The sequence below is a fragment of the uncultured Fretibacterium sp. genome (assembly GCF_938030725.1).
Lineage (GTDB): Bacteria > Synergistota > Synergistia > Synergistales > Aminobacteriaceae > Fretibacterium.
Genome location: NZ_CALHIQ010000022.1, coordinates 1 through 13,471, shown reverse-complemented (window position 1 = coordinate 13,471; position 13,471 = coordinate 1). Strand labels below are relative to the sequence as shown.

Below are 13,471 nucleotides of genomic sequence, written 5' to 3'. Positions count from 1 at the left end.
ATCATCCCCGGCTCCGTCAGGCGATGGTCTGCCGGCGACACGTCGCCGTACTCGTGCGTTTCAAGCCCGATGAAATGTCCGAGACGGTGGGTGAAGTTTGGCCCGTACCCCGCCGCCGTGATGACGTCCCGCGCCAAGGCGTCGATGTCGCAGAGCCTCACTCCCGGCCTTACGCCGGCCTCCGCCGTTTCCTGAGCCCGCCGCACCGTTTCATAGACCTGGCGATGGTGCTCCGACGCCGAACGCCAGAAGAACGTCCGCGTCATGTCCGAGCAGTAACCGTCCTTTCGGCAGCCCACGTCGAACAGGACGCAGTCCCCTTCCTTGAGGACCGTCCCGTCCGGCGCGTGATGCGGGTCCGCAGCGTTGGCGCCGAAGGCCACCAGAGGGCTGAAGGAGAAGCCCTGCGCCCCCAGTTCGAGGTAGATGTCCATGAGCTGGCGGGCCACCTCCGCCTCCGTGACGCCCTCGTGAACGAGGCCTTTGAAGCGCTCCATGGCCTGATCGTTGACGCGGGAGGAGGCGGCCATCCTCTCCCGCTCCTCCGCGTCCTTCACGCCCCGGGCCAGGTCCACGGCCGGCGAGGCGACGATCAGGTCCTCCGGCGCCCAGCGCTCCAGGAGCGGCAGCAGGAAGCGCGCCGGCATCCCCTTGTCGACGCCCAGCTTTCCAACGTTCCCGTGCCGGAGGCGCTCCGTCACGAGCGCCATCACCGGGTCCCCGTCCGAGTGGAGGACGACCTCCAGGTCCGGGTCCTCCTTCAGCCCGAACAGCCGGTTTGCGAAGAGGATGGGCCTCCCGTCCTCGCGCAGGCCGAGCGCGAAGAACCGCTCCATGGGGTGGACGTCCTGCCCCGTCAGGTAGAGGATGGACAGGGGGTCCATCAGAAGAAAATCCGTCACCCCAAGCTCCCGCATCCCGCACAGCACCCGCTTCACGCGATCACCGTTCATCGTCAACGCTCCTCCTTCACATTCGAGAAAGGGCCCCGCGCCGTCGAGGCCAGGCCCTGTCGTTACGACAGCCCGTTCCCCTCCGTCAAGCGTCCGTCGGCCATGGTGTACACCCGGTCGGCGAAGTCGAGGGTGTCCAGGTCGTGCGACACGACGAGGAGCGTGGTCCCGTCGTCCTGCAGGGCCGCAAGACACTCCATCACGCCGCGGCGGGAAACCGCGTCCAGGTCCGAGGTGGGCTCGTCCGCGATCACGATGGAGGGGCGGTTGACGAGGGCGCGGGCGATGAGGGCCCGGCGCAGCTCGCCCCCCGACAGGTCCTCCGGGTAGGCGTCCGCCAGCCCCTCGATGCCGAAGCGCGAGAGCAGGAGGCGCGCGGCCCCTTCCCCATCGCCTCCGTGGGGCCACAGGACGAAGGGCAGGAGCACGTTCTCCAGCACCGTCAGTCCCGGCAGCGCGGACGGCCCCTGAGGAATGAAGCCAATCGCGTCACAGCGCAGGCGCGAGAGCCGGGCGTCCCCCAGGTCCGCCAGGTTCTGCCCCAGCAGCTCGACGGAGCCGGCAGTCGGCGAGAGCATCCCCGCCGCCAGGTTCAGGAGCGTGGATTTGCCGCTTCCGGAGCGCCCGATAATGCTGACGCAGCTTCCGGCCTCAACGTCCAAGCTCACGTGGTCCACCGCCAGGAAGCGCCGGTCTCCCCGGCGGTACTCCCGGCAGAGGTCGTTCAGTCGAAGCACCGGAGCCATGGTCACGCCTCCCTCATCGCGGCGCTGATGTCGGTCCGCCCCGCCCTCAGGGCCGCCGAGAGCGCCGAAATAAGGCCCGTCAGCACCGCCGTCGCCAACGAGCCCGTCGTCAAAAGCAACAGCACCAGGGGGGACGGCAGCAAAAAGGGCATGCGGAGGGCTGAGGCCAGCCCGGAGGCCAGGGTCACCAGGGCCGCGATCGCCAGCAGCACCCCAAGGGATGCGCCCCACAGGCTCTCCAGCAACGCCTCTCCCAGAACGAGGCGCACCAGCTTTCCGCGGCTTGCGCCCAGCGCGCGAAGCACGCCCATCTCCCGCCGCCGCTCCGCCAGGGTCACGGCAAAGAGCAGCGCGATAACGCACGCGGCAAGCAGCCACACCATAGCCCCAACGCCCTTCAGGACCCAGGACACCGCAGCGAGGCCCGCGCCGATGTTGTTCACGAACTTCTTGCTGAAGAGGGCGTAGATGCCCCTGTCGTTGAAGCGCCGGTTGATCTCCTGAGCCGTCGCCACGGAATCGTGTCCTGACTCGAGTTTGATCATCACAGCAGAGATCAGGCTGTCGTCGCTGGTGAGAGGGTGTTTGAAGATGCGTTCCGCCTCGCGGGCCAGCACCACGATGGTGGGACGGGTCACGAAGACCGCCGCGTCGAAGCCCATGCCCGTCTGGTGGAGCCGGCCGGCGATGCGGAGCTCCTTTCCGAAGAACTTGAGCGTTTCCCCCGGCTCTCCGACGACGCGGCAGCCCACGACGGCCTCTCCATCCGTCAGGGCGCGCCGGAGCTCCCCGTCGAGCCAGGGCTTGATGATGAAGTCCGTGTCGAAGTCCACACCGATCAGCTGCAGGGGGTAGGAGCAGCAGGAAGCCCTGAGCGTCGCCAGAAAGACCTGGGGGGACATGCGGGCGATCCCCTCCACGCCCCGCAGGAGCTCAAGGACGTCCCCCGGCAGGTAGAAGCTTGAGGGTTCCCCCGACAACAGGACGCTGTCCACGTGTGGGTCGTAGCCCTCCGGCACCACCATGACGTCCGCGCCCAGACGGTTCGCCATGCTCTCCGCTCCGGATGAAAGGCCCATGAAGAGAGCGGACCCGGCGCAGAGGAAGAAGGAGAGCAGGAGCACTGCCGCGATGAGGCAGGCGCTGCGGCCGGGCTTGCGGCGGACGTTCCTCCGCGCGATGCCCAGAGTGGAGAGCGATCGGGTCAACGTGCCATACTGCACCTCAGCGTTTCCCCACGAAGCCCGACACGAGGCCTGCAATCCCGATGAGGACGATCGCCAGGACGATCCAGCCCACGGCGGGCATGGTCACGGCGCGGCAGGCGTGGTTCGCCATTCCGCAGAGTCCCACGGCCCAACCCGTTCCGGCAATGTGGATGATGTCGTTAGGGGCCAGCCAGGCCAGGAGAGCCGCTGCCGCCGCCAGGAGGAAGCTCCAGCTCTTCCACCAGGCCAGAATGGAGAACAGAACGACCAACACTCCAATGGCCGTGATCAGGATACCGCTGTACCAGCAGAGCATGTGTCCGCCGTCCGGCTTGGGCATGGAACAGACCGGCCAGAGGACGAAGGGCGTCAGAGCCAACAGGACGCCCAGGAACGCTTCAAAGACCGCAAGACGCCGAGTCATCTCCGTGCCTCCTCGAGGGCCTGCTTCACCGCGTTCCGAAAGTCCAGAAGCGACACCGTGGCGCCCGACACGGCGTCGATCCCATCGACGTTCTGGGACTCGATCAACTTTTTCGGGTACTCTCCGATGCCCTGAAGGGCCGTCTGGGCCATGCGGAAGTTCGCCTCAGAGCTCCCCTCGCCGTAGTGGGCGTCCTTGACGTTTCCGTCGTCGTCCAGGGCCTCCATATCGCATTTCGCGATCCTGCCGTCTGCGATCGTCAGCGTGACCTTCGTCTCTCCGAAGGCTCCGGAGGCGCTTCCGCTGTAGACGCCGTCCCGATACCTCGCCGGCCGCAGGTTCATGAACCCCGCGGTCCCGGCGACGATCAGGGCCGCCACCCCGACAACCAACAACGTGTGTTTCTTCATCGTCTTATCCTTCCTTTCAAACATTCCCCATAGATTAAACTGCACCAATCACCAAAAGCGGACTCTCAGCGATCCGAACGGACGACCTTCAGCTCGAGCGCCTGCCCGAAGGTGCCGCTCTGGTCCACGTCGTCCACGATCTTGCCATACTCCAGCACGATCTTGCGCTGAGCCACGTCCCCCACCTCCGGGTCGTGCGTCACCACGATGATGGTAACCCCCTCCTCGTGGAGCCTGCGGAAGATGTCCACCACGATGCCCTCGTTCTCCTCGTCCAGGTTGCCCGTGGGCTCGTCGCCCAGCAGGATCATGGGGGAGTTGATGAGGGCGCGGGCGATGCAGACGCGCTGCTGCTCTCCGCCCGACAGCTGGCTTGGAAGGTGCCGGGCCCGCTCCGCAAGCCCCACCTTGGCCAGCGCCTCCATGGCCTCCTCCTCGTCGGGCATGCTGTGGTAGTACTGCGCCAGCATGACGTTCTCGACGGCGGTGAGGTAGCTGATGAGGTGAAACTGCTGGAAGATCAGGCCGATCTTGTCCCGCCGGATCCGCGTCAGGCTCGCGGCGTTCTCGCGGCTGATGTCCACCCCGTCCAGGACGACGCTGCCCTCCGACGGCGTGTCCATGCACCCGATGATGTTGATCATCGTGGTCTTCCCGCTGCCGGAAGGGCCCATGATGGACAGCCAGTCGCCCCTGTTCACGGACAGGTTGATGTCGGACAGGGCCCGCAGCGTTCCGTAGACCTTCGATACGTTCTTCAACTCCAAAATTGCTTGCGACACGTTATTCCCCCCTCAGCACGATGGCCGGATGGATGTCCATCACCCTGCGGACCGGCAGAATCGACGCCAGCACCGTGACGACAATAAAGACTGCAATGGTGATGGGGATGAGGGACCACTGGAAGTTGATGGCCCTGCCAAAGACGTTCAGGCTGACGCGCTGGGCGAACTCAAACCCCAGCCACACGCCAAGCGCCCCGCCGATGAAGCCCAGGAACACGCCCTCGCCCAGGAGCTCTCCCATCACGAGGCCGTTCTCCGCGCCCAGCGCCTTCTTCAGCGCGATCTCGCGGTAGCGCTCCGCCACCATGGCGGTCATCGTCGTGTAGACGGAGATCATGGTGATGATGAGCACCACGACGGTCACCAGCAGGACCAGCGCCTGCAGCTTGCCCAGCACGATGTCCTGCGACTGCGTCAGGCGGCGGACGGCCCGGGGCAGCGCGCCGGGGACCTCCGCCTCGAGCTTTGAGGAGAGGGACGCCAGCTGCGCCGCGTCGGCCACCACGCTGCACTCCACGACGTCGCACCGGAAGGTGTCGCCCACCAGCTCGTCCAGCATGTCGACGTCCGCGAAGATGAAGCCCTCCTCCGCGCCGCCCGTGGTGACGATGCCGCACACCGTGAAGCGCCGGCTGAAGTTCTGGCTGGCCAGGTCCCGCTTCTGGTTCTCCTCTGCGGTCAGGTTCTGGCCCGATGCCACGGCCTGCTGCCCGTACTTCACGCCCTGAACGGTGAAGGCGTCGCCCAGGCTCAGGTTCAGGGTGTCCGCGATCTCACGCCCCACCATCACGCGGTCCGGCTCCTCCGCGGAGGCCCACTGCCCCTCGACGTACCAGAAGGGGCTGTTCTTCTTCGCCTCGGGCAGGTCCGTCCCGGCGATGATGTAGGGCTGCTCGTTGATCTTCACCGTCTGGTAGCGGTAGGGCGCCATCCCCACGATGCGGTCCGGACCCAGGACGTCCCGGACCTTGACCAGCTCCTCCCGCGTGATTCGGGCGTCGCCCTTCGGCAGGATGATGAGGTTCGCCCCGTAGGATCGGAACTCCCGCCCCAGCTGACGGGGGATGTCGTAGTAGATCGTCACAAGGCCCGAAAGGATCGTGGCGCCAATGGCGATCGCCAGCACCGCGATGATGAGCCGCGAGGCGCGGCGGACCAGGGAGCTCGTCACCATCCGCAGGTACATTCGCCGGCGGCTGCCGCGCCGCACGCCGCTACGCATATTTTCGCTGTTTTCCATGAAGAACCTCCGTAGAGTTCGCGGGAAAGCCGCTCGCTTTTCCCGAACGCTCACTTTCCATGAAGGACCTCCGTAGGCTTCAGGGCCATCAGGTAGCGAATGGCCGGGACGCTCCCCAGGAGGGTGACGAAGAACAGGATCACCGCCACGATCAGGATGACCATTCGGGCGATCTCGATGGTGGAGCCGAAGACCGTCTGCCCGATGAGCTGAGCGAAACCAATGCCGACGAAGTAGCCAACGGCGCCGCCCAGAACTGAGGTCATCATGACCTCCGTCAGTACCAAAAGGGCGATCTGCCAGTTCTGCGCGCCCAGCGCCTTCATCAGCCCCAGCTCCTGGCTACGCTCGATCACGCTGGCCGTGATGAGGTTCGAGATGGCCAGAGCCGAGCCAATGGAGCTCAGGATCGTGATCAGGACCATCAGGAGCGTCGTCTTGTTCAGGATCGTCCCCTCGGACTCCGCGACCTGCCGCACGGGCCGCGCTACCCCGTCGCGCACCACCTCCTGGATCTGGTGACAGATGGCGCTGACGTAGGCCGTGCAGTACCACGTTTCATACTCGTCGGGGGAGAGGCTCTTGGGGTTTTGGGCCGCCTTGCGGGCCAGGTCGTTGTCCGGCGTCGTCAGGGCGGAAACCTCGATGGTGGACACGCAACCGGGCAGGTCCATGAGCTCCTGCACCATCCGCAGCGTACCGATGACCTCCGTGTCCGCGTTGCTCCCATCGGTGAAGACGCCCTTCACGGTCAACCGCTTCGTCCGCCCTCCGCTGCTCAGGGTCAGGACGTCGCCGGGATTGATGCCGTTTTGGCCCGCCAGGAGGCTCCCCACCATCACGAAGTCGTCGTCGTCCTCGCCGATCCAGTCGCCCTTCAGGTCGCGCGCCCACCAGCTGCGCAGGTCGCGCAGGCCCGTGTCCACCGTTTCGCCCGTGTTCAACTCCGCGTGCTTCCGCATCCACGTGCCCACCACGGTCACGGGCCCCACGCCCTGAAGCTCCGCCCTGCCGTTCAGCATGGGGGCGAAGCCGATGATGTTGAAGCCCCAGAAGATGGACTTCAGCTTCATCACGTCTTCCTCCCGAAGGAACTTGTCCGTGACGCCCTGCCCCTCGTTGAGGCCGTAGAGGTCGCTCATGAGCGCGGCCTCCTTGTGGCGCACCGTGATGTTGGCGCCATAGACCTTCAGCTCGCGGTTGACCTTGTCGCCCACCCCCAGCATGACGTTCATCATGGCGGTGGAGAGCGACACGCCCAGCACGACGGTGAAGGCGATCATCAGCATCTTGCTCTTCTGGCGGACCAGCGTCCGCCCTATCATTCTCCAGAACAACGCACGAACCTCCCCCATGGGGCCCGTTCAACGCAGGCCCGGTCAAGGTTGAAAGCCAGAGGGGCCGCGCAGCCGGCGCCGCGGGACGGCCCCTCGGAAAACCCGTCACTTAAACCGCTTCTCATGGCGCTCCAGGTCCCGCACGTCGACGAATATCTTCGACTCTCGGATCTCGTAGGGGAAGGGGATGGGGTTGCACCCGCCGTGGAAGCCGATGGTGTTCTTGTTCATCACCACGTCGCACCGGCGACAAACGACCTCCTCCTCTCCCCGTTCGTAGTAGCCCGCGATGCCGCAGATCTCACAGGCGTCCAGCCCGACGCCGTAGGCTCCGCCCACGGGCTTCTTCACCACCAGGAAACGGACGTCGAAGCCGTTCGGCGTGTGGTAGGAGAACTTGTGCAAATGGCCGTCATCCACCTGGGTCAGCGGGATCGTGATGACGCCGTCTTCCAGGGTGTACTCCTCCGGCTGGACCTCCGCAGGCGGGCGCGTATCGTAGTAGCGCAGCACCACGACGATGAAGACCGCAGTCGCACACCAGAGGAGCAGGCTCCAGGACCATCGGCGGCAGCTGCGAAGCCGCGCCTTCTCCTTGCGGAGCAGTGCCCGGTTGGGGTAGGTTCCCAGCGGGCGGCGGTGGGTCGCTACGACCCAGGTCAGCATCGCGACGGCCAGGGCCAACTGGAGGAACAGGAAGGCGTCGGGATGGGCGTCCCCGAAGATCATGACCTGGAACACCAGGTCCGTGAGGCGAATGACCTTGAGCCGCTGCAGGGCCGCCACAGCCATCGTGCCGTACCCCAGAAAGAAGACCCCGACGGAGAGGACCAGGAAGCCTTCGCCCACCCGGGGCGGAAGGGCGGAGTGGACCTCATTCGCGCTGAGGCACAGGAGCAGGCAGACGATGATGCCGAGCGAGAAGCCGAGGGCGCGCAGCAGGGCGTTGGTGCTGATGCCGCTCTCGCCGAAGTAGACGAATTCGCGGGTGAACTGCAGCACCGAGGGCGTGACGTGCGTCAGCGCCAGAAGCGCCAGGACGGACAACAGGAACGTCAGGGAGAGCGACGGACCGTCGTCCCGGCGCCGAAAGATCAGGGCAGGAAGAGCCAACAACGCGGAGAGTGCCGCCGCTGCGGCGATGGCGACCACGAGCCAGCGGTTGAAGCTGATCAGGATGAGGTTCGTGCCCTTCGGATCCCACAGGCGCACGCCGAAGACCACACAACCCAGGATCAATCCTGAAACGGCGCCGAACCGAACCATGCGGCGCCGGATTTGACCGCCCCCCGAGGCGAAGCTGAGGATGATGCCCAGCAACAAGGCCGGGGAGGCAAGGTGATCCACGACGGATACGAGATACTTTAATATGGGGCTGACCTCCAATCTCACTCAAGGGGGGCCGATCGAGGCCCGGTCAACACGAAAAATTAAAAGCCGCGATGCCGGGCGGCGTTCGGCATGATCCGCAACGCGCCCGGCAGGCGGCCTTTTGAGGGGAAAACGGCGAACGTCAGTTACTTATTCTGAAGCTGCTCGCCGGTGTAATTCCAGTCGAACTCCACAACGTGGGTCTTGAAGTACTCCGACGCGCCCTCCTTGGCGGGAACGCCCGTCTCCGGGTCCGTGTGAAGGAGGTAGTCCGTCGGGGGCTCGATGGTGATGCGCAGCTTGTAAGCGCCCACCTTCAGACCCTTCGCGATGTTGGCGCCGTAGTGGGGGCCGTCATCGGCGTTCATGGGCATGAAGCTGCCCTCCATGGCGGTCTTGCCCGCCTTGTCGATGATCTCGTACTTGACGGTCAGGTAGGCCGGCCAGATGTTGTCGCCGTTGCCGAAACCGTACTTCACGGCATCCTCGGGCTTCAGGTGGATATCCGCCTCAAGGTGCATGTCCGAATCCTCCTTCGAGGGGTTCTTGCCGGCGGGGTACATGTCCACGGCCTGGAAGTAGACGGCCGCGACGTTGTAAGGCCCAACCTGCTGCTCCTCCCCGATGGGGATCTCGGCAAAACCGCTCTCGCCGGGCTTCTCCGCCGCAGGGGCGGCGAAGGCCGCACCGGCCGCGAGGGCCATGCACAGGACCATCAACGCAACCAACAACTTCTTCATAGCAACTTCCTCCTTAAAAACATTAAGATGTGTGTGTCACCTATCACGTCCGCGCCACAGCGCGGTGATCAAGCTAACGAATCTTCTACTTGTCCTCCGCGGGCTTTCTTCGGGAGAACAGGTGCGGGATGGTGATCCACAGCGCCGCGATGACCAGCATGATCTGGGGGATCAGGGTTTCCGCTCGGTCGTAGATGCTCAGAACCTCGATGCTGAAGCCGTTCATCGCAGGGATCACCGTGCGGCCCGTGATGACGTCCGCCTCCGTCAACTCCTGGACGCCCTTGCCCATGAAGGAAACGCACATCACGAAGAGCAGGATGCTGGTGAAGAGGAAGAACGCCTTGAGGGGAAGCCGAACGCTGAAGTAGCGGAAGGCGACCCATACCGCCACCAGCACGGCCACGCCGGCCGCGATACCGTAAACAATGTAGACAGGATCGCTCATTCCCCCCGTGAAGGAGGCCTGATAGAACAGGATGAGCTCCGCCCCCTCCCGCATGACGGCGATGAAGGCCGCAAAGATCAGCGTCCAGTGGCTCCTTCGGTCGATGGACTGCTGGACCTTGCCACTGATGTACCGTTCCCAGGCGATAGTGTCCGCCTTGGACAGCATCCAGTTGCTGACGTAGAAGAGCACGGCCACGGCCAAGAACATCGTCCAGCCCTCCAGGAGCTCCCGCGCCACGCCGCTCTGCTCGCCCATCCACTCCTGCAGAACCCACGCCAGCGCGATGCTGGCCAGGATGGCGGCAAAGGAGCCCACGTAGACCCCCTTCAAGAGGTTCTTGTTGTCCGTCTTGATCAGGTAGGCCACGATGGCGACGATGACCAGAATGGCCTCCAGCCCCTCCCGCACCAAGAGCCCAAAGGCCGTGACGAAAGTGATCCAGTTCGGGTCCGTCCGCTGGCGCTTCTGAGGCGCGGGCGTTGCAGCCGCCTCCGAACCCGCCTCGCCTGAAGAAGCGCTTGCCACAGCCTCGGTCGCCGCGGGAGCCCCAAGGAAGTCCGGCCGCTTCAAGCTCGTGTTGGCGTAGATCGCCGCTCCGGCGCTGTCCGGCTCCGACTCGTCGATGTCGCCATCCAACACCATGGCGTCACGATAGACCTTCAGCTTCAGGTCCTCCACCTGGGACAACAGGGCGTTCTTTTCCCCCTGAGTGTTGCCCAAGAGAGCGTGCTTGATGGCTGCGAACTGCCCCTCGATGTGGCTGACCCTCGCGGCAGAGATGGCCACCATCACGTTCTTTTCAAACCCCTGGACCTCGTAATAACCGAAGTAGGCGTTGTTGACGTGCTTGTGCGCGTCCTTCCACTGATCGGCCAGAATGTCCTTCTGGGCCTCCTCAAACTCAACGGCCATGTCCACCGCGACGGCCTTCCAGTTTTCGTAGCGCTTCTTGGCTGCAGCGGCTGCATCCCTCGTTCCAAGGGACAGCAGCAGGGCAACCAACAGAAGAGCCCCCGCCAGGGGCCGCACCCACGCTTTGCAAAACCCGAACTTCATCTCGTCCGCCCTCCAACCGCGCGTTCCCGCCTGAGAAGAACTCGACGGGGACAACCAAAATCACTCACAGTACCTATATTCAGTCGCCATTATAACATTTTTTAAAAATAAATGTTAGTTAGACGACTGAAACCACGTGAAAGAGATTCTACTCCACCTCTCGGCCTTTGTCAACAACCTCAAAAAGCGGCGACTATGGTCACACCAGCCTCCGCACAGCAGGCAGGTCTTTTGGCCATACTCGAGTATGAAGCAGAGGCGAGTGATGGAAATGAATGGAAACAACGGTATTTGAGCAACTTCGAACAAGGCTCGAGGGAGTTTGCTACAGCCGGATATCCATTCTGACGCCTAAGTTCGGAGAAACACGTAGAAGGCCTGCGCAGAGATCGCGGACAAGGGTTATGATCCTAAGGAACGGATAATCAGTTTCCCGGGGAAGTCGAAGAAGAAAGCTGTGATTCCGTCCAAGAGCACTGCAAAAGAGCCGTGTCTATTCCGCGAATGACCGAGATCATAGTCCAAGGTAACGTTGAAGTACGATGCTGACCAATGCAATCATAACCCAGCATGTAAAGCCAAGAAAAATGGGTTTTCCCCCCTTTTTCAAAAGGTCAATGAGGTTTGCATTCAGACCTATCGCAGCCATAGACATAACTATAAAAAATTTACTAAGGCCTTTCAGCACTTCAAACGTCCTGTTGATATACTCGAGCGCCACACCAGAGCAGCTTTGCAACAGAACGGTAGTCACAACTGAAGCCAAGACAAAATACACAACAAACATTGGAAGGACAGAGCTTAACTTGAAAGAATGTTCGGTTCCGTCAGCACGACTACGTTTTTTGAAATAAACAATGGAGAGCACAAGGGTTATTGGGATGATCGCCAGTGTTCTCGTTAATTTAACCACCGTGGCATACTCCAATACACTGCCACCCGTCTTATGCAATGTGTCCCAGGTGGAAGCCACAGCGGTAACAGAAGACGTATCATTAACCGCCGTACCGGCAAAAAGCCCAAAACTTTCATTGGACATTCCCAGCTTAGCGCCAATGCTGGGAAAGATCAATGCAGCAATGACATTAAACAAGAAGATAACAGAAACGGCCTGAGCAATTTCACCGTCATCGGCATCAATAACCGGAGCAGTGGCCGCTATAGCAGAGCCTCCACAAATCGAGGACCCCACGCCGATCAGCGTCGCTGTTTTGACGGGAATCTTCATAGCCCTTTGTAGAATAAACGCAACGATCAGTGACGTCGTAATTGTAAATACGATCACCGGTAAGGAGGCCATACCAATTTTTCCAAGAGTTGACAGATTAAGGCCAAACCCCAACAGTATCACTGCAAATTGAAGCAACTTTTTAGAAGTAAACGCAACGCCATATTGCAAGCCAGCCCCAAGCGGAAACCATAGGACCAAAATCATGCTCATAAGAATCGCCAGGACAGGTGCCCCCATAAGCGCAAAAACATCCGTTTGCTTTACAATAAAACAAGCCACCACTGCTATTACCAGGCATAAGGTGATGCCCGGGATCGTTTTTTTGATATCCTTCATCAAGGTACTCCCTATTCACATCAATTAACGATAGAACAATTTCGTGCCAATATTATTGGCCACGGCCTTCTCAAAATACAGTTGACCGAGTGCAATATCGCTAGTGGAAAGCCCGCGGTGCCAGAAGAGAATCTTTTCGTCATCTGACTCACGTCCAGGCCTTTTACCTGCAACAATCGCGCCAAGCTCTGCATACAGAGTCTTTTGCGTCAATTTTCCCGCACGGACATGAGGGCTGAGACTTCCTAGTTTCCCACCTTCTTTGCATTGGCTCCAGTCATCCACCACAATTTTATCCATTACATCGGTTAAGGTGATCTCGTTCGCACAGATTGTACCATAGGGAACAACCAAGTTGCCAGGTTGAACCCACTCAGTCTTTAAAAGCGGTTGTGGCTCCATCAGGCGTGTGGCCTCTACCATAATGTCAGCCCCTTCCAAACACTCTTGGCTGCTATGGGTTAACGTTATTTTTTTATGAAGGCGATCTTCCAGTTGCGTTGCAAAAGCCTCCATAGATTCCTGACGTTTGCTGTTAATGCGGATTTCCTCGAAATTAAAAAGATGATCCAGAAGGACAACGTTCCAAAATGCGGTACCGCGACTGCCAAGGTGCCCTAGGATTTTATTCTTTTTCTTCGCCAGATATTTTGCGCCAACGGCCGTGATAGCCCCCGTTCGCATAGAAGTGATTGCTGTCGCATCAATCACGGCGTATGGCGCCCCCGTCTCAGGCTCAAAAAGATTCAACAACGCCATCTCTGAGGGCAGGTTCTTTTTGTAGTTATAAACATAATCGCCAACAATCTTGACCCCCACTGCCCGTTTAGGTTCAATGTACCCACGCAGTACATTGAAATGCCCATTATACTCCGGGTTGGGATTAATATGCACCCTGGGTTCTATAGAGGTCTTACCTTCACCCTGCGCTGCCAGGCTTTCTTCTATAGCCTGGATGATTTCTTCGTTGTTCAAGTGAATATTGTCTATGTCTTTTGAACTCAAATACAAAATTTCCATAACCATCACCCTTAATCTGTATTAGGAAAGCGCTGATAAATCTCCAAAACTGCTGAAAGTCCCCGGGGGACAGGCATCTTAAGGAAATCCCTCAGAGCTTTCTTGAAAGCTTAACAGGAGACACGCCCTCTCGGGGAGCCTTCCGGCTGCCGTTCGCTGGCGC

At 61.1% G+C, this 13,471-nt stretch carries 13 protein-coding genes; all 13 read right to left on the bottom strand.

The genetic code is table 11. The annotated features are described in order from the left end of the window. A partial coding sequence (locus Q0629_RS01755) for a Xaa-Pro peptidase family protein (protein ID WP_298778159.1) occupies window positions 1-953 on the bottom strand: 953 nt, incomplete at its 3' end. A 62-nt stretch (window positions 954-1,015) separates the two neighbouring features. Beyond that, complete coding sequence (locus Q0629_RS01750; protein ID WP_298778157.1) at window positions 1,016-1,699, bottom strand: ABC transporter ATP-binding protein; 684 nt, start codon at window positions 1,697-1,699, stop codon at window positions 1,016-1,018. A gap of 2 nt (window positions 1,700-1,701) precedes the next feature. Beyond that, complete coding sequence (locus Q0629_RS01745; protein ID WP_298778155.1) at window positions 1,702-2,922, bottom strand: FtsX-like permease family protein; 1,221 nt, start codon at window positions 2,920-2,922, stop codon at window positions 1,702-1,704. Between the two features lies 1 nt (window position 2,923). Beyond that, on the bottom strand, window positions 2,924-3,331 hold the full coding sequence (locus Q0629_RS01740) for a DUF4418 family protein (protein ID WP_298778153.1): 408 nt from the start codon (window positions 3,329-3,331) through the stop codon (window positions 2,924-2,926). After that, window positions 3,328-3,741, bottom strand: a complete 414-nt coding sequence (locus Q0629_RS01735; protein ID WP_298778151.1) for an FMN-binding protein — start codon at window positions 3,739-3,741, stop codon at window positions 3,328-3,330. Before Q0629_RS01735 ends, Q0629_RS01740 begins: the two co-directional genes overlap by 4 nt. A 65-nt stretch (window positions 3,742-3,806) precedes the next feature. Beyond that, the gene (locus Q0629_RS01730) at window positions 3,807-4,523 is read right to left on the bottom strand and encodes an ABC transporter ATP-binding protein (protein ID WP_298778149.1); all 717 of its coding nucleotides are present in this window, start codon (window positions 4,521-4,523) and stop codon (window positions 3,807-3,809) included. Between the two features lies 1 nt (window position 4,524). After that, the gene (locus Q0629_RS01725) at window positions 4,525-5,766 is read right to left on the bottom strand and encodes an ABC transporter permease (RefSeq protein WP_298778146.1); all 1,242 of its coding nucleotides are present in this window, start codon (window positions 5,764-5,766) and stop codon (window positions 4,525-4,527) included. 50 nt (window positions 5,767-5,816) lie between these two features. Beyond that, entirely contained in the window at window positions 5,817-7,103 is a 1,287-nt protein-coding gene (locus Q0629_RS01720; RefSeq protein ID WP_298778143.1) for an ABC transporter permease, read from the bottom strand. Window positions 7,104-7,208: 105 nt separating this feature from the next. Beyond that, window positions 7,209-8,450 carry a Fe-S-containing protein gene (locus Q0629_RS01715; protein WP_298778140.1) on the bottom strand — a complete coding sequence of 414 codons (1,242 nt, stop codon included), beginning with the start codon at window positions 8,448-8,450 and terminating at the stop codon, window positions 7,209-7,211. Between the two features lie 170 nt (window positions 8,451-8,620). Further along, window positions 8,621-9,214 carry an iron transporter gene (locus Q0629_RS01710; protein ID WP_298778138.1) on the bottom strand — a complete coding sequence of 198 codons (594 nt, stop codon included), beginning with the start codon at window positions 9,212-9,214 and terminating at the stop codon, window positions 8,621-8,623. 85 nt (window positions 9,215-9,299) lie between these two features. Continuing rightward, on the bottom strand, window positions 9,300-10,721 hold the full coding sequence (locus Q0629_RS01705; protein WP_298778135.1) for an FTR1 family protein: 1,422 nt from the start codon (window positions 10,719-10,721) through the stop codon (window positions 9,300-9,302). A 514-nt stretch (window positions 10,722-11,235) separates the two neighbouring features. Then, complete coding sequence (locus Q0629_RS01700) at window positions 11,236-12,288, bottom strand: YeiH family protein (protein ID WP_298778133.1); 1,053 nt, start codon at window positions 12,286-12,288, stop codon at window positions 11,236-11,238. Window positions 12,289-12,312: 24 nt separating this feature from the next. After that, window positions 12,313-13,308, bottom strand: coding sequence for an ornithine cyclodeaminase family protein (locus Q0629_RS01695; RefSeq protein ID WP_298778129.1), 996 nt, complete (start codon window positions 13,306-13,308; stop codon window positions 12,313-12,315). Window positions 13,309-13,471: the final 163 nt, after the last annotated feature.